12 protein-coding genes are annotated in these 16,809 nt (G+C 54.8%); 6 read left to right on the forward strand and 6 right to left on the reverse strand.

What is annotated here, in order from left to right; translation table 11 throughout:
* The first annotated feature begins 37 nt into the window (after positions 1–37).
* From argE to ACLHV9_RS23915, 3 genes are all read left to right on the forward strand, one after another.
* Entirely contained in the window at positions 38–1,189 is a 1,152-nt protein-coding gene (gene argE / locus ACLHV9_RS23905; RefSeq protein WP_028018094.1) for an acetylornithine deacetylase, read from the forward strand.
* A gap of 246 nt (positions 1,190–1,435) precedes the next feature.
* Positions 1,436–4,087 carry a phosphoenolpyruvate carboxylase gene (gene ppc, locus ACLHV9_RS23910; protein WP_028018095.1) on the forward strand — a complete coding sequence of 884 codons (2,652 nt, stop codon included), beginning with the start codon at positions 1,436–1,438 and terminating at the stop codon, positions 4,085–4,087.
* A 54-nt stretch (positions 4,088–4,141) separates the two neighbouring features.
* Positions 4,142–4,990 carry a helix-turn-helix transcriptional regulator gene (locus ACLHV9_RS23915; RefSeq protein ID WP_407221199.1) on the forward strand — a complete coding sequence of 283 codons (849 nt, stop codon included), beginning with the start codon at positions 4,142–4,144 and terminating at the stop codon, positions 4,988–4,990.
* Here the strand turns inward: ACLHV9_RS23915 and ACLHV9_RS23920 are convergent.
* Genes ACLHV9_RS23920 through ACLHV9_RS23940 form a run of 5 tightly spaced genes read right to left on the reverse strand, consistent with a single transcriptional unit; the run spans position 4,977 to position 9,938 of the window.
* Positions 4,977–5,333 (reverse strand): PTS fructose-like transporter subunit IIB, encoded by a 357-nt coding sequence (locus ACLHV9_RS23920; protein WP_028018097.1) that lies wholly within the window; start codon positions 5,331–5,333, stop codon positions 4,977–4,979. The two genes, ACLHV9_RS23915 and ACLHV9_RS23920, sit on opposite strands and share 14 nt — an antisense overlap.
* Before the next feature lie 2 nt (positions 5,334–5,335).
* A complete protein-coding gene (locus ACLHV9_RS23925) occupies positions 5,336–6,211 on the reverse strand; it encodes a [formate-C-acetyltransferase]-activating enzyme (protein WP_407221136.1) in 876 nt (291 codons plus the stop codon).
* Positions 6,177–8,471: a formate C-acetyltransferase gene (locus tag ACLHV9_RS23930; protein WP_407221137.1), complete on the reverse strand. Its 2,295-nt coding sequence runs from the start codon at positions 8,469–8,471 to the stop codon at positions 6,177–6,179. The genes ACLHV9_RS23925 and ACLHV9_RS23930 overlap by 35 nt, the downstream gene beginning before the upstream one ends.
* 52 nt (positions 8,472–8,523) lie before the next feature.
* Positions 8,524–8,844: a PTS fructose-like transporter subunit IIB gene (locus tag ACLHV9_RS23935; protein ID WP_407221138.1), complete on the reverse strand. Its 321-nt coding sequence runs from the start codon at positions 8,842–8,844 to the stop codon at positions 8,524–8,526.
* 14 nt (positions 8,845–8,858) lie between these two features.
* Positions 8,859–9,938 carry a PTS fructose transporter subunit EIIC gene (locus tag ACLHV9_RS23940; protein ID WP_134708681.1) on the reverse strand — a complete coding sequence of 360 codons (1,080 nt, stop codon included), beginning with the start codon at positions 9,936–9,938 and terminating at the stop codon, positions 8,859–8,861.
* A gap of 306 nt (positions 9,939–10,244) precedes the next feature.
* Between ACLHV9_RS23940 and ptsP the strand changes: the two genes are divergently transcribed.
* The 3 genes from ptsP to ACLHV9_RS23955 are packed head-to-tail and all read left to right on the forward strand — an operon-like array spanning position 10,245 to position 14,539.
* Positions 10,245–12,746 (forward strand): phosphoenolpyruvate--protein phosphotransferase, encoded by a 2,502-nt coding sequence (gene ptsP, locus ACLHV9_RS23945; RefSeq protein ID WP_128348444.1) that lies wholly within the window; start codon positions 10,245–10,247, stop codon positions 12,744–12,746.
* Between the two features lie 14 nt (positions 12,747–12,760).
* On the forward strand, positions 12,761–13,423 hold the full coding sequence (gene fsa / locus ACLHV9_RS23950) for a fructose-6-phosphate aldolase (RefSeq protein ID WP_407221139.1): 663 nt from the start codon (positions 12,761–12,763) through the stop codon (positions 13,421–13,423).
* 12 nt (positions 13,424–13,435) lie between these two features.
* Positions 13,436–14,539, forward strand: coding sequence for a glycerol dehydrogenase (locus tag ACLHV9_RS23955; protein WP_028018104.1), 1,104 nt, complete (start codon positions 13,436–13,438; stop codon positions 14,537–14,539).
* Positions 14,540–14,590: 51 nt separating this feature from the next.
* Here the strand turns inward: ACLHV9_RS23955 and katG are convergent, their stop codons facing one another.
* Positions 14,591–16,762 (reverse strand): catalase/peroxidase HPI, encoded by a 2,172-nt coding sequence (gene katG / locus ACLHV9_RS23960; protein ID WP_108091199.1) that lies wholly within the window; start codon positions 16,760–16,762, stop codon positions 14,591–14,593.
* Positions 16,763–16,809 lie beyond the last annotated feature (47 nt).

A 16,809-nucleotide genomic window follows, 5' to 3' on the forward strand; every position in this document is an offset into this window, starting at 1 on the left:
GAATATTGATACTATCACGACCTAAGGTGTGTCAACAATGAAAATGAACTTACCGCCATTTATCGAGATCTACCGCGCCCTGATTGCCACACCGTCCATCAGTGCAACCGAAGAAGCGCTGGATCAGAGCAATGAGTCTTTAATCAATCTGCTGGCGGGTTGGTTTAGCGATCTTGGGTTTAACGTTGAGGTTCAGCCCGTCCCCGGAACCCGCCACAAATTTAACCTGCTCGCCAGCACCGGAACCGGTGCGGGCGGCCTGCTGCTGGCCGGTCATACTGACACCGTACCGTTTGACGACGGCCGCTGGACGCGCGATCCGTTCACCCTGACCGAACATGACAACAAGCTCTACGGTCTGGGCACCGCCGACATGAAAGGATTCTTCGCCTTTATCCTCGACGCGCTGCGTGACGTCGACGTGACGAAACTGAAGAAACCGCTCTACATTCTGGCGACCGCCGATGAAGAAACCAGCATGGCGGGCGCTCGCTACTTCTCTGAAAACACGTCGATTCGCCCGGATTGCGCGATCATCGGCGAGCCAACGTCTCTGCAACCGATTCGCGCGCACAAAGGCCATATCTCGACGGCAGTGCGCGTGCTGGGCCAGTCCGGCCACTCCAGCGACCCGGCGCGCGGCGTGAATGCCATTGAGCTGATGCACGATGCCATCGGCCACATCATGCAGCTGCGTGATTCCCTGAAAGAGCGCTATCACCATGATTCGTTCACCGTTCCTTATCCGACGCTGAACCTCGGTAGCCTTCACGGCGGCGATGCCTCCAACCGTATCTGCGCCTGTTGCGAGCTGCACATGGATATCCGCCCGCTGCCGGGTATGACGCTGAGCGATCTGAACGGATTACTGACAGAAGCCCTTGCACCGGTGAGTGAACGCTGGCCAGGCCGTCTGACGGTTTCCGATCTGCATCCGCCAATTCCGGGCTATGAGTGCCCGCCGGATCACCAGTTGGTCGACGTGGTGGAAAAACTGCTCGGCGAGAAAACCGATGTGGTGAACTACTGCACCGAAGCGCCGTTTATTCAAACGCTCTGCCCGACGCTGGTCCTTGGCCCTGGCTCCATCAACCAGGCCCACCAGCCGGATGAGTATCTGGAAACTCGCTTTATCAAGCCAACCCGCGAACTGATTACTCAGGTTGTGCATCACTTCTGCTGGCATTAATGACCTTTCCCCTCTCATCTGAGAGGGGAAAATCTCGCGATCTCCGTCACATTCCCATAAGCATCACTTATCTGACGCGAAGCGAATTAAATTTCGTAAATTACCCACATTTATTCGTTTGCTGAACCGTTTTCGCAGCAATTGACGACGGGGGTTTTACGTGGCTTTATAAAGGGAGATGACAAAATAATGTCCAGAAGATTTTCGACTGGGCATAAACAAAAATGATGGGGTGACTGGATTTTTATGAACGAACAATATTCCGCGTTGCGTAGTAATGTCAGTATGCTCGGCAAAGTGCTTGGAGATACCATCAAAGATGCGTTGGGGGAGAACATCCTCGACCGTGTTGAAACCATCCGCAAGCTATCGAAATCTTCTCGTGCAGGTAATGAGGCCAATCGTCAGGAGCTGCTAACCACGTTGCAGAACCTCTCTAACGATGAGCTGTTACCCGTTGCACGCGCATTCAGCCAGTTCCTTAACCTGGCAAACACCGCTGAGCAATACCACAGCATTTCGCCAAATGGTGAAGCTGCCAGTAACCCGGAAGTCATTGCCCGTACGCTTCGTAAACTCAAAGATCAGCCAGGCCTCAATGAAGACACCATCAAAAAAGCGGTGGAGTCCCTTTCGCTCGAACTGGTACTGACCGCGCACCCAACCGAAATCACCCGTCGTACCCTGATCCACAAAATGGTGGAAGTGAACAACTGCCTGAAGCAGTTGGATAACAAAGACATCGCTGACTACGAGCGCAACCAGCTGATGCGCCGCCTGCGCCAGCTGATTGCCCAATCCTGGCACACCGATGAAATTCGTAAGCATCGCCCAAGCCCGGTTGATGAAGCCAAATGGGGCTTTGCGGTGGTAGAAAACAGCCTGTGGGAAGGGGTTCCGAACTACCTGCGCGAACTGAACGAACAGCTGGAAGAGAACCTGGGCTACCGCCTGCCGGTGGATTTTGTGCCAGTGCGCTTCACCTCCTGGATGGGCGGAGACCGCGACGGCAACCCGAACGTTACCGCAGAGATCACCCGTCATGTCCTGTTGCTGAGCCGCTGGAAGGCTACCGACCTGTTCCTGAAAGACATTCAGGTACTGATTTCCGAACTGTCGATGGTTGAAGCAACACCGGAACTGCGCGAGCTGGCTGGTGAAGAAGGTGCCAGCGAGCCGTATCGTTTCCTGATGAAAAAACTGCGCAGTCAACTGATGGCTACTCAGGCCTGGCTGGAAGCACGACTTAAAGGCCAGCGCCTGCCAAAACCCGAAGGTCTTCTGAGCCAGAACGAACAGCTCTGGGAGCCCCTGTACGCCTGTTATAAATCTCTGCAGGCCTGTGGGATGGGCATCATCGCGAACGGTGAGTTGCTTGATACCCTGCGCCGCGTGAAGTGTTTTGGCGTACCGCTGGTGCGTATCGATGTGCGTCAAGAGAGCACCCGTCATACCGAAGCCCTGGGCGAACTGACCCGCTATCTCGGCATCGGCGATTATGAAAGCTGGTCCGAAGCCGACAAGCAGGCCTTCCTGATCCGCGAACTGAACTCCAAACGTCCTTTGCTGCCTCGCAACTGGGAACCAAGCAACGACACCCGCGAAGTTCTCAACACCTGTAAAGCGATCGTTGATGCGCCGAAAGGATCGGTGGCGGCCTATGTGATCTCCATGGCAAAAACGCCGTCCGACGTGCTGGCCGTTCATCTCCTGCTGAAAGAAGCCGGTATCGACTACGCCCTGCCGGTCGCGCCGCTGTTTGAAACCCTCGATGACCTGAACAATGCCAATGATGTCATGACCCAGTTGCTGAACATCGACTGGTATCGTGGCTTTATTCAGGGCAAACAGATGGTCATGATTGGCTATTCTGACTCCGCAAAAGATGCGGGCGTAATGGCAGCATCCTGGGCCCAGTACCAGGCGCAAGATGCACTGATTAAAACCTGTGAGAAAGCCGGTATTGAGCTGACCCTGTTCCACGGACGCGGCGGTTCCATTGGCCGTGGCGGTGCACCTGCTCATGCCGCACTGCTGTCACAACCGCCGGGAAGTCTGAAAGGCGGCCTGCGCGTGACCGAACAGGGCGAGATGATCCGCTTCAAGTACGGTCTGCCAGAAGTCACCATCAGCAGCCTGTCCCTTTACACCAGCGCTATTCTGGAAGCGAACTTGCTACCGCCGCCGGAGCCAAAAGCGTCCTGGTGTCATATTATGGACGAGCTGTCAGATATCTCCTGCGATCTGTACCGCGGCTACGTGCGTGAAAACAAAGACTTCGTACCTTACTTCCGTTCAGCGACGCCTGAGCAGGAGCTGGGTAAACTGCCGCTGGGCTCACGTCCTGCGAAGCGTCGCCCAACCGGTGGCGTAGAATCCCTGCGTGCTATCCCGTGGATCTTCGCCTGGACGCAGAACCGTTTGATGCTGCCAGCCTGGCTGGGTGCCGGTGCCGCGCTGCAGAAAGTGGTAGAAGATGGCAAACAGAGTGAGCTGGAAGCCATGTGCCGCGACTGGCCGTTCTTCTCTACCCGTCTGGGGATGCTGGAGATGGTCTTCTCGAAAGCCGACCTGTGGCTGGCGGAATACTACGATCAGCGCCTGGTGAAACCTGAGCTGTGGGCACTGGGTAAAGAGCTGCGCGAACTGCTGGAAGGTGACATCAAAGTGGTGCTGGATATCGCCAACGACTCCCACCTGATGGCGGACCTGCCGTGGATTGCCGAGTCTATTCAGCTGCGTAACATCTATACCGACCCGTTGAACGTCCTGCAGGCAGAACTGCTGCACCGTTCGCGTCTGGCGGAAGAAGAAGGTAAAGAGCCGGATCCACGCGTTGAACAGGCGCTGATGGTGACGATTGCAGGCGTTGCGGCAGGTATGCGTAACACCGGCTAATGCTTTATGCCCGGCAGCGCTGCGCTTGCCGGGCAATACCTCGGTATTCACATCATGCACCACGATATCACCCACATCCTGACTGACCTGATAAACGGCACGTTGCCTGTACGTCAGGTGCATTTTGCAAACTCAACATCCTCCGTTCCCGCACTTGCCTTGCAGGTCGATTTTCCTCGTCTGGAGATCGTGCTCGAAGGTTCGGTGAAAGACCTGGCTGCTTCCGTTTTACAGCAGGGTGATGTTTTATACGTTCCTGCTGGCGGCTGGAATGATCCGCAATGGCAAAAGCCCGCGACGACGTTGAGCATTCTGTTTGGCAAACAACAACTTGGGTTTAGCCTCCTGCACTGGGATGGCGTTGAAGTCCGTAACCTGGCAAAACGGCATGTTGCCCGCAGAGGTCCTCGTATTGGCTCATTCCTGCTACAAACGCTCCATGAAATGCAGATGCAGCCGCATGAGCAGCAAACCGCGCGGCTGATTATCGCCAGCCTGCTTAGCCACTGCGTCGACCTGCTGGGCAGCCAGATCCAAACCGCCTCGCGTAGTCAGGCTCTGTTTGAAGCGATTCGGGTCTATATTGACGAGCACTACGCCGCGCCGCTAACCCGTGAATCCGTGGCGCAGGCGTTTTACATCTCCCCCAACTATCTGTCGCATCTCTTCCAGAAAACAGGTGCAGTGGGTTTCAATGAATACCTGACGCATACCCGGCTGGAACACGCGCGTCAGTTGCTGAAAGGGTATGATTTAAAAGTGAAAGAGGTGGCACATGCCTGCGGGTTTGTTGACAGTAACTATTTCTGCCGGTTGTTCCGTAAAAACACAGAGCGATCCCCGTCAGAATACCGTCGCCAGTATCACAGCCAGCTAACAGGGAAAGTGGCTAGTCCAGAATGAGCTGAGTATGCTGCGGTGCGGAAAACATTTTACGCACCGCTCCCATCACCCTTTGCGGGTCACGTAAAAAAGCGTTAATCCCGCACTTCACGTAGCGGGTATGTTCGAAGCGTTCACTGCCAGCCAGTTCGATATCCGCGATCAGTAGAACAACATCGGCGCGACGAATATCGTCATCTGTGAGCTCGTTTTCAACGCCCAGAGCTCCCTGTGTCTCAATGTGAACGCTCCACTTCTCATGCAGGCAGAGTTTTTCAAGCCTTTCGGCTGCCATATAGGTATGTGCAACGCCACTGACACAAGCGGTCACCGCCACCAGGTGACGTTCCGTTATCACTGCCATACTTAACCTCCTACGGTGACATGGAAACCTTCACGCTCAGCCATTTGACGCATCGCCGCAACCTCACTTTCTGTTGGCGGAACCACTTGCCGCATCCCCCACTCCTGACCAAGGAGACGATACTTTGGTTCCCCGTACTGATGGAACGGCAGTAAATGCAGTTGCCGTATTCCAGAAGGTAACAGAAACGCCAGCACGCGAGCCATGTTCGTTTCATTGAGCGTAAAACCCGGAATAAGCGGTACGCGAGGGATCACATTTACTCCGTCAGCCACCAGTTGCATAAAATTATCGAGCACTCTGGGCAGATTCATTGCTACCACTGAACGCGCCTGCTCCGTATCCATTATTTTCAAATCAAACAGCACTTCATCACACTGGTGCGCCAGTGGCAGTAAGCGAGATAAAGGCGCATCTCCTGCCGTTTCGATGGCTGTATGCACGCCATATCGACGCAGCCTCTGCAAAAGCAGTGTCGCAAAAGGTGCCTGCATCAACACCTCCCCTCCGGAGAGGGTGACGCCACCACCCGAAGAACGGAAGAACACATCGTCTTTCATTACCTCACGTTCGAGCACATCGAGCGTAACGTCTCTTCCAATATGCTCGAACGCGCCAGAAGGGCACTCATTAGCATCCCGCAGACAGGGGCTACAGTGCAAACATTTGCTCACGCGGCGCGCTGTCTCGATTTTCGGTGAGATCGACTCAGGATTAGCACACCAGGGGCAGCGGTGAGGACAACCTTTAAAAAACACTACCGTGCGAATGCCACGCCCATCATTCAACGAATAGCGCTGAATGTTGAAAATACGCGCCGCATTGGCGCGCGTTTCAACCTCGTCACAGCTGATGTGCTGTGCGACGGATAATGTCATCCTGGATCTCCTTCGATAACTCAACAAAGAAGGCGCTGTATCCGGCAACCCGGACGACCAACCCGGCAAAATCCTGTGGGCGCTGCTGTGCTTCGCGTAGCGTGTCCGCGTTAACGACGTTGAACTGGATATGTTGCAGTTTAAGCTGGGTGAACGCGCGCAGAAAATCCGCCAGCTTTTGCAGCCCGGCATCGCCTTCCAGCGTCGCAGGCGTGAATTTAACGTTCAGAAGTGTACCGTTAGATAATAAATAGTTATCCAGCTTACTCACCGATTTCAGTACCGCCGTCGGGCCCTGCATATCTTGCCCGAGCATAGGAGAGAGCCCACCGTCTGCCAGCTGCTCACCTGCCAGGCGACCATCCGGTGTGGCACCCACGACTGCGCCCAGCGGTACGTGTGCCGACACGGTATATGAACCGGGGGTAAATTGCCCACCACGCGGGTTGCGGTATTTTTCGACCTCTTTACAGTAATGGCGCAGCAATTCAGCGCTGATATTGTCGACATCATCAATATCATTGCCGTATTTTTCGAAGCGGTTGATCAGCCTTGCACGCACTTTCTCGCCTTCAGGGGTGGCAAAATTGGCTTTTAACACGGCTAATAGCTCATCAAAACTTAAGCGTTGCTGTTCAAAAACCAGCCCTTTCAGAGCATGCAATGAGTCACTCAAATTCGCTATCCCTATCCCCTGCACGCCAGAGAAGTTATAGCGTGCACCGCCGTCGGTAATATCTCTCCCCATAACCAGGCAATCACTGATAAACGAAGAGAGAAGCGGCACGGGCGCCCAGTCGCGGTGGCCGATATCGCAGATATTGCTCCCCTCGACCATCAGCGCAATGTAGTGATTAATTTTGGCGCGAATATGCCTCAGCAACTCTTCATAACTGAGATCCGCATTACCTTCGTTCTCCTGCATCGCGATTTCCATGACTTTCAGCAGGTTAAACATCGCGATATCGTGAAGGCCGTAGGTTTTACCCGGAATGGACAGTTCAACGCAGCCGACAACAGCGTAATCACGCGCATCTTCAAGTGACACACCACGATTCAGGAAAGCTGGCACCACCACTTCATCGTTAAATATCTGCGGAATACCGGTTCCCAGACGGATCGTCTCTGCAGTTTTGAGCAGGAAAGGTCGGTCAATAAGTTCGTTCACTCGCACGCCAAGGTTGGGCTGCGGAAGCTGAACGCTCTGGTAGGCATCCAGGCACAGGAAGGAAAGCACATTCACCGCACTGCGACCACTCTCCGTCAGGCCGCCCAGCAGTGCAGTATATCCCGTCGGAAATCCGGCAAAATAACGTGCGCTGCTGGTCGAACGTAATAACACCACGTCATTGCACTTCACCCACAATGATTCCAGAAGTTCTTTCAGAAACGAAGGATCGTCACCTTGCGAGAGCGAAGCCTGATAAAACGGCAACATATACTGATCAAAGCGCCCGATGGAGAGCGAGCTGGCGTTAGATTCGTACTGTAAAATAACGTTCATGTACCAGAATAGCTGACACGCCTGCCAGAACGTTTGCGGTTTATGCTGAGCGTTATGACGAGAGTTTTCCGCAATCTTGAGTAATTCCTCGCGTCGAGAGCCATGGCTGATGGCAGCGACGTCTTCAGCCAGCACTGCATAGCGCAGAATGTGGCGCTGCGAGGCTTCAAGCAGAATCAGCGCCGCGGCATAGAAGGTGTTCTCCGTATCGCGGGTGCAGTGTTCACGCATTTCCTCTACCAGCGCACCCAGACCATTATTCAGCAGGCGTGGGTAATCAATGATGATATGCCCCTGCCCTTTATCCGTCTGATTGACGCTAAAAATCTGTGTCCCCACGGCGGCTTTCACTTCATCCGTCATCTGGCTGTTGATGAAATCTTTCATCGACCGTTTTTCCCACCAGGGATACAGCACTTCACGGTAGATCCGCTTATCCTCGTCGCTAATGTCGAAGCGATCCTGGGGTCGTGTGGCAAACTGATCCAACTCCTTAAGCAGCCAGTACGGGTCCATCTCAGGGGACATAATCCCTGCACGCGGTTTAACGGTGCGGTTTCCGGCAATCAGCTCCTCATCACGAATCGCGATGTTCACATGGTCGAGAATGTACGCCGTGGCTTTCGCGCGCCTGAGCATAACCGGCTCGCCTTCCGTCTGCTGATAACTGGCGGTATAGAGCAAAGCACGCTCAAGTGAGATTTCGCGCGGGTTAGCAAAGAGTGCGTCTTTCAGACGCTGGGTACGATTCGTCATGAGGTAACTCCTGTAACGGAAAAACGAGCCCGCCCCGAAGGGCGGGAGAGCATCAGGCGGTTTGTGTCAGGTGGGCATCAATTTTGTTCATGATGGCGTCAGCACGCTTTACCGCGTCGCTAATGTTGACGCGCACGATGGTTTTCCCGCTAAAACGCTCTTCGAATTTAATGCCGATATCTTTAGTCAGGATCACCATATCCGCTGCGGCGATATCCTCAGCCGTCAGTTCGTTCTCAAGACCTATCGACCCCTGCGTTTCAACTTTCACTTCCCAGCCTTTGGCTTTAGCGGCACTTTCCAGTGCTTCGGCCGCCATATAGGTATGCGCAACACCTGACGGGCATGCCGTTACTGCGATAACTCGGGCCATGTTCTCTTCCTCATTCAGTTAATTTCGAAATCCAGATCCAGGTCGTCCTCTTTTTCTTCGACCTGTTTTGCATTCTTGCGGGCAATACTTTTCAGCACGTTAACGCTGATGGCGGTAACCACCGCACCCACGGCTACTGCCGCGATGTAGCCCATTTTGCCCTCCACCACAGGGAGAACGATAAGCCCCCCCCATCCGGCATAACATTGTGCGCCCATCACGGCAGCCGTCACTGCACCGCACGCGGAGCCCAACATGATGGAAGGGATCACGCGCAGAGGATCGGCTGCAGCAAATGGAATCGCCCCTTCGGTGACCCCCACGCAGCCCATCACCAGTGCCGCTTTACCCGCTTCACGCTCTTCACCAGTAAAATTCTTGCGATTAATGAGCGTCGCCAGGCCTAACCCCAGCGGAGGCACACAGATACCCACCGCTGCGATTGCCACAACGGTGTAGACGCCCTGGGCAACACAAATCAACATAAAGGCATAGGCCACTTTGTTAATTGGCCCCCCCATATCGAAGGCCAGCATCAGCCCCATGATGACGGCCAGCACAACGATGCTGCCCTGCTGCATTCCTTGCAGCCACTGAGTTAACCCCGTGGTCAACGCCCCGACAGGCTCACCCAGGCCCCACATCATGATGCCCGCGGTAAGAAAAGTGCCGATGATAGGGATGATGAAGATAGGCATGACTGAGCGCAGCACTTTCGGAACCGGCAGTTTCTTCAGATACCAGACGACTATCCCACCGAGTATCCCGGCAATAATGGCGCCGAAGAAACCCGCACCGAAACTGTTACCAACCCAGGCCGCAATGGCGCAAGGTGCAAGCGCGGCACGTTCGGCAATGGAATAGCCAATATAGGCGGCGAGGAAGGGGACCATCAGCGTTAACCCGGCCACGCCGATATCGAACAGTTTTTTCAGGTTGGGGTCGGTTGCTGCATCCGGTACCGCGCCTTTGCCGTACAACATGACTGAAACCGCCAGCAAAATTCCGCCTGCAACCACGAACGGAATCATGTGCGACACACCTGTCATCAGATGCTGCCGCGTGTTCTTGAGAATATGCACCAACTCTTTCATATGTCGCTCCTGGCCTAAAACCCTAAAGGTGTTGTGGCAAACAATAGGCAATCAGAAAGTCGGCGGACAGGAGACAAAAAGGCCATTTACTGGATTTTTGTAATGTTGAAATGAAAATGCGATCCGCCTCGACATTTCGCACAGACGGAAGGGTAAGACAAACCATCACAACCTGTGAGTCAAATCTCACTTTTCGAGTGATATTACATTTGTCCAGTTTTTGGCAGATTTGTCACATGGCGCGCGTCATCACCGCACTCGTATGCTGTTCCCCAATTAATGATGATTGGTTTGAGGAGTGTGTGTATGGCTCTGGTAGTGGAATTTACCTGTGAATTACCCAACGGGGTTCACGCGCGTCCGGCAAGTCATGTGGAAACGCTGTGCAATACGTTTAGCTCACAAATCGAATGGCACAACCTGCGCACTGGCCGTAAGGCCGATGCCAGAAGCGCACTGGCTCTTATTGGTACCGATACGCTGGCAGGTGATGCATGTCGCCTGGTGATTCAAGGGGAAGATGAGCAAAACGCCCATCAACAACTGGAACACTGGATCCGGGAAGAGTTCCCGCACTGTGATTCACCACTCGCAGAAACCATCACTACCGAGCTTGATCCATTACCAGAATCCCTCACGCGCCTTAACCCAACGCTGTTCCGCGCCATGCCTGTTTGCAGCGGTAGCGCCCAGGGTATTCTGACCTTACTGACCTCGTTGGATCTCAATGCACTGACTGATTTACCCGATGCGAAAAATGTTGAAGAAGAGCAGTCTGCGCTGAATAACGGTCTCACCCTGCTGGTGAAAAACATTGAGTTGCGTGCGATGGACAGCGAGAGTACCGCCAGCGCCATTCTCGATGCGCATCGATCGCTGGCGACGGATACCTCACTGCGCCAGCATCTTCTTGCAGGCGTGAGCCAGGGACTGAGCTGCGCGCAAGCAACAATCGCTACTGCAAACCATTTCTGCGATGCGTTTTCTCGTTCCAGTAGCAGCTACCTGCAGGAGCGGGTACTGGACGTGCGCGATGTCTGCTATCAACTTTTACAACACATTTATGGAGAACAACGCTTCCCGGCGCCAGGCCAGTTGACGCAGCCGACCGTCTGCCTTGCAGACGACCTCACTCCCGGTCAGTTCCTGGAACTGGATAAAACATTACTCAAAGGGCTGCTGTTAAAGAGCGGCGGAACCACTTCGCACACCGTTATTCTTGCGCGCTCCTTCAATATTCCCACGCTGGTCGGCGTCGATAGCGAAGGTCTTCTTCAATGGCGCAACCAGCCTGTCTTCGTAGATGGCAATGCGGGCGTGGTTGTGGTCAATGCCAGTGATGCGGTGGTGCGCTACTATCAGCAGGAAGCACGAGTACAACAGGCGATCCGCGAGCAGCAACGCATCTGGCTTGATCGGGAAGCCAGAACATCAGATGGCCTGCGCATTGAGATTGCCGCGAACATCGCTCATGCAGTGGAAGCCGTGGCGGCATTTTGTAACGGTGCCGAAGGCGTTGGCCTGTTCCGCACCGAAATGCTGTATATGGATCGCACCAGCGCCCCCGGTGAAAACGAGCTGTACAACATTTTCTGCCAGGCACTTGAAAGTGCAAATGAGCGCAGCATTATCGTGCGTACTATGGATATCGGCGGCGATAAACCGGTGGAGTACCTGAACATACCGGCAGAAAACAACCCCTTCCTCGGCTACCGCGCAGTACGTATCTACGAAGAGTATGCAACGCTTTTCACCACCCAGCTTCGGGCGATCCTGCGCGCCTCTGCTCACGGCAACCTGAAGATCATGATCCCGATGATCTCCTCCATGGAAGAGATCCTGTGGGTTAAAGAGAAGCTTGCCGAAGCGAAGCAGCAGCTTCGTACTGAACATATTCCATTTGATGAAAAAATCCCGCTCGGCATCATGCTGGAAGTGCCCTCGGTGATGTTCATCATCGATCAATGCTGCGAAGAAATTGATTTCTTTAGTATCGGCAGCAATGACCTGACGCAGTATCTCCTGGCCGTCGACCGCGACAATGCCAAAGTCACGCGCCATTACAACAGCCTGAACCCGGCTTTCCTGCGCGCTCTGGATTACGCGGTACAGGCCGTCCATCGCCAGGGAAAATGGATTGGCCTGTGCGGTGAGCTGGGTGCAAAAGGTTCTGTGTTGCCATTGCTGGTAGGTTTGGGCCTGGACGAGCTCAGTATGGGGTCGCCTGCTATCCCGGCGACCAAAGCGCGCCTGGCCCAGCTTGATAGCCGCGCCTGCCGCCAGTTGTTGAACCAGGCCATGGCGTGTCGCACCTCGCTTGAAGTGGAACACCTGCTCGCCCAGTTCCGCATGAATCAGCAGGATACGCCGCTGGTGACGCCACGCTGCATTTCTCTGGATAACGACTGGAACAGCAAAGAAGAGGTCATGAAAGGCATGACCGATAACCTTTTGCTCGCTGGGCGTTGCCGCTATCCGCGCAAGCTGGAAGCCGATCTGTGGGCGCGCGAAGCCGTATTTTCTACCGGGCTGGGTTTTAGTTTTGCCATCCCACACAGCAAATCGGAGCACATTGAGCAATCCACCATCAGCGTTGCACGCCTGAAAGCCCCCGTCATGTGGGGAGATGAGGAAGCGCAATTCATCATCATGCTGACGCTGAACAAACACGCCGCAGGCGACCAGCACATGCGAATTTTCTCACGCCTGGCACGTCGCATCATGCATGAAGATTTCCGCAACGCGCTGGTGAACGCCAGCTCCGGGGAGGCTATTGCTTCTCTGCTGCAACACGAATTAGAACTTTAATACGAGGAAGAGTGATGGAACTGTATCTGGATACCGCCAACGTGGCGGAAGTCGAACGCCTTGCACGCATTTTTCCCATTGCGGGCGTGACCACTAACCCAAGCATTATCGCTGCCAGCCGTGAATCCATCTGGGACGTGCTGCCGCGCCTGCAAAAGGCCATCGGGCCGGACGGCACGCTGTTTGCCCAAACCATGAGCCGCGATGCAGAGGGCATGGTGGCGGAGGCTAAACGCCTGAGTAATGTCATACCGGACATCGTGGTCAAAATTCCGTTGACGGCTCAGGGGCTTATCGCGATTCAGGCTCTGAAAAAAGAGGGCATTACCACGCTGGGTACCGCCGTATACAGCGCAGCCCAAGGGTTACTCGCCGCACTGGCAGGAGCAAAGTATGTGGCCCCGTATGTGAACCGCGTCGACGCTCAAGGCGGTGACGGTATTCGCATGGTGCAAGAGCTGCAATGCCTGCTTGAAATGCATGCGCCAGAGAGCAAGGTACTTGCCGCCAGCTTTAAAACTCCGCGACAGGCGCTGGACTGCCTGCTTGCCGGCTGTGAAGCAATCGCGCTTCCTTTAGATGTAGCGCAACAAATGCTCGGCACCCCGGCGGTAGAGTCAGCCATAGAGAAGTTCGAGCAAGACTGGAAAAACGCGTTTGGTAACCTCAACCTCTAAGGGAGAACTGTTATGGACCGTATCATTCAATCGCCGGGGAAATACATCCAGGGCGCTAATGTGCTAACCCGTCTCGGCGACTATCTGAAGCCACTTGCACAGCGCTGGCTGGTGGTTGGCGATAAATTTGTGCTGGGCTTTGCTGAAGAGACTTTACGCAAGAGTTTTAAAAACGCAGAACTGCATGCTGAAATCGCGCCATTTGGCGGCGAATGTTCGCAAAATGAAATCGATCGACTAAAAAAACTGGCAGACAGTGCCGACTGCATGGCGGTACTGGGTATCGGCGGCGGTAAAACGCTTGATACCGCCAAAGCGCTGGCACACTTTATGGATGTGCCGGTCGCCATTGCCCCGACTATCGCCTCCACTGATGCGCCGTGCAGCGCGCTTTCCGTGATTTATACCGACAACGGCGAGTTCGATCGCTACCTGATGCTACCGCACAACCCGAACATGGTTATCGTCGACACCAATGTGGTTGCAGGAGCACCACCACGTCTGCTGGCTGCGGGGATTGGCGATGCACTGGCCACCTGGTTTGAAGCACGAGCCTGTTCCCGCAGTGGCGCAACCACCATGGCAGGAGGCAAATGTACGCAGGCTGCGTTAGCGCTCGCCGAGCTGTGCTACAACACGCTGATTGAAGAGGGTGAAAAAGCGATGCTGGCGGCGGAACAGCACGTCGTAACACCGGCGCTGGAACGCATCATTGAAGCCAATACGTATCTCAGCGGCGTCGGTTTTGAAAGCGGCGGGCTAGCTGCAGCACACGCCATTCACAACGGCATGACGGCAGTGCCGGATGCACATCACTTCTATCATGGTGAAAAAGTCGCATTCGGTACGCTGACGCAGCTGGTACTGGAAAACGCCCCGGTAGAAGAAATAGAGACCGTCGCGGCGCTTTGTCACAGCGTTGGTTTGCCCATCACGCTGGCACAGCTGAACATCAAAGAGGATATCCCGGCTAAAATGCGTCTGATTGCGGAAGCTTCCTGCGCGGAAGGCGAAACCATTCATAACATGCCGGGCGGCGTGTCGCCGGACCAGGTTTACGCGGCACTGTTGGTTGCCGATCAGTACGGACAGCGGTTCTTACAGGAGTGGGAATAGTCGCAGCCCACATGGTGTTAAAAAATCCCCGCCGAAGCGGGGATTTTTTATTTACTGCAGGTCGAAACGATCCAAATCCATCACTTTCGCCCATGCTGCAACGAAGTCACGGACAAACTTCTCGCTGGCATCGCTGCTGGCATAAACTTCTGCCAGCGCGCGCAGGACGGCATTAGAGCCGAAGACCAGATCGGCTCGGGTCGCGGTATATTTCACTTCACCGCTGGCGCGGTCGCTACCGGCAAACAGTTCGTTTGACTCATCGGTCGCTTTCCACTGGGTATTCATATCCAGCAGATTGACGAAGAAGTCATTACTCAGCACGCCCTCGCGGTCGGTGAACACGCCATTCTTGCTGCCATCGAAGTTAGCACCCAATGCACGCAAGCCACCCACCAGCACCGTCAGTTCAGGCGCGGTCAGCGTCAGCTGTTGGGCCTTATCAATCAGGAGTGATTCCGTGGTCGAGGCATTAACCTGGGCACGGTAGTTGCGGAAGCCATCGGCAATCGGTTCGAGCAGGTTAAACATCTCGATATCCGTCTGATCCTGACGTGCATCCACACGGCCTGGTGTGAACGGTACAGTGACATATACGCCTGCCGCTTTCGCGGCTTGCTCCACGCCTACTACGCCCGCCAGCACGATAATATCTGCCAGGGAAGCTTTGTTAGTGGTGCGCTGAATAGCTTCCAGAGCAGGAAGTGCACGAACCGCTGCGGCGTTCACATCCCAGTCACGCTGAGGCGCCAGCGCCAGACGTGCGCCATTGGCACCGCCACGCTTATCGCCGCCGCGGAAGGTTGAAGCAGACGCCCAGGCAACAGAAACCAGCTCGCTTACGGAGAGACCTGATGCCGCAATTTCCGCTTTCAGACTTTCAATATCTTCCTTCGAAGGGTTGAACACCGACTGTGGCAGCGGATCCTGCCAAATCAGATCTTCTTTCGGCACTTCCGGACCAATGTACCGCGCTTTTGGCCCCATATCACGGTGGGTCAGTTTGAACCATGCACGTGCGAAAGCTTCGTTGAAAGCCTGCGGATCGTTCAGGAAACGACGGGAAATTTTTTCGAATTCCGGGTCAAAACGCAGCGTCAGGTCGGTGACCAGCATGGTTGGTTTGCGTTTTTTCGACGGGTCGAACGGATCAGGCATAATGTCCGGCGCATTTACGGCTTCAAACTGAATGGCACCGGCCGGGCTACGTGTCTGCACCCACTCATATTTGAACAGGTTCTCGAAGAAATAGTTGCTCCACTGGGTCGGGGTTTGTGACCAGATGACTTCCAGACCAGAGGTGATAGCATCTTCGCCAACGCCAGAGCCGTGCGTGCTATGCCAGCCAAGACCCTGCGCCTCAATCGGTGCGGCTTCCGGATCAGCACCTACATGGGTCGCTTCTCCTGCACCGTGGGTTTTACCGAGAGTATGCCCCCCTGCAATCAACGCGACGGTCTCTTCGTCATCCATACCCATGTTACCAAAGGTGGCGCGAATCGCCGCTGCCGCTGACAGCGGTTCGCCGCTGGCATTTGGCCCTTCCGGGTTAACGTAAATCAGGCCCATTTCGGTTGCGCCGAGTGGACGCTTCGCCAGCTCTTCCGGATCGCGGTGCTTCAGCCAGGTCGTTTCGTCGCCCCAGTTAACGTCCATATCCGGTTCCCAGACGTCTTCACGCCCGGCACCAAAACCAAAGGTGCGGAAACCCGAGTTTTCCAGCGCCACGTTACCCGCGAGGATAAACAGGTCAGCCCAGGAGATTTTTTGCCCGTATTTTTGCTTAATTGGCCACAGCAGGCGGCGTGCTTTATCCAGGCTGACGTTATCAGGCCAGGAGTTCAGCGGCGCAAAGCGCTGTTGACCGCGTCCTGCACCACCGCGCCCATCAACGGAGCGATAGGTGCCTGCACCGTGCCAGGCCATACGAATAAACAGACCTGCATAGCTGCCCCAGTCGGCTGGCCACCACGGTTGAGAGTCGGTTAAAAGTGCTTTGAGGTCGCCTTTAAGCGCAGAGTAATCAAGTTTGCTGAATTCTTTGCGGTAGTCGAAGTCTTCACCCAGAGGGTTCGAACGGTTGGAATGTTGGTTAAGAAGGTCGACACGGAGTTGTTTTGGCCACCAGTCACGGCTGCTGGTACCTGCCCCCGCGCTCTGATCGTGACCGCCCTGATGGAACGGGCATTTGCCGACTTTATTGGTATCGTCTGACGTGCTCATCGCTATGCTCCCTTTTACAGTGTTACCGTTACGATATACGCCCTTAT

The organism is Enterobacter sp. CPE_E890 (genome assembly GCF_046521475.1).
GTDB classification, from domain to species: domain Bacteria; phylum Pseudomonadota; class Gammaproteobacteria; order Enterobacterales; family Enterobacteriaceae; genus Enterobacter; species Enterobacter adelaidei.

Bases quoted from the DNA above. Each gene is read 5' to 3' on its own strand.
- ACLHV9_RS23930 (WP_407221137.1), bottom strand. From the start codon at position 8,471: ATGACGAATCGTACCCAGCGTCTGAAAGACGCACTCTTTGCTAACCCG.
- ACLHV9_RS23935 (WP_407221138.1), bottom strand. From the start codon at position 8,844: ATGGCCCGAGTTATCGCAGTAACGGCATGCCCGTCAGGTGTTGCGCAT.
- ACLHV9_RS23925 (WP_407221136.1), bottom strand. From the start codon at position 6,211: ATGACATTATCCGTCGCACAGCACATCAGCTGTGACGAGGTTGAAACG.
- ACLHV9_RS23955 (WP_028018104.1), top strand. From the start codon at position 13,436: ATGGACCGTATCATTCAATCGCCGGGGAAATACATCCAGGGCGCTAAT.
- argE (WP_028018094.1), top strand. From the start codon at position 38: ATGAAAATGAACTTACCGCCATTTATCGAGATCTACCGCGCCCTGATT.
- katG (WP_108091199.1), bottom strand. From the start codon at position 16,762: ATGAGCACGTCAGACGATACCAATAAAGTCGGCAAATGCCCGTTCCAT.
- ppc (WP_028018095.1), top strand. From the start codon at position 1,436: ATGAACGAACAATATTCCGCGTTGCGTAGTAATGTCAGTATGCTCGGC.
- fsa (WP_407221139.1), top strand. From the start codon at position 12,761: ATGGAACTGTATCTGGATACCGCCAACGTGGCGGAAGTCGAACGCCTT.
- ptsP (WP_128348444.1), top strand. From the start codon at position 10,245: ATGGCTCTGGTAGTGGAATTTACCTGTGAATTACCCAACGGGGTTCAC.
- ACLHV9_RS23940 (WP_134708681.1), bottom strand. From the start codon at position 9,938: ATGAAAGAGTTGGTGCATATTCTCAAGAACACGCGGCAGCATCTGATG.
- ACLHV9_RS23920 (WP_028018097.1), bottom strand. From the start codon at position 5,333: ATGGCAGTGATAACGGAACGTCACCTGGTGGCGGTGACCGCTTGTGTC.
- ACLHV9_RS23915 (WP_407221199.1), top strand. From the start codon at position 4,142: ATGCACCACGATATCACCCACATCCTGACTGACCTGATAAACGGCACG.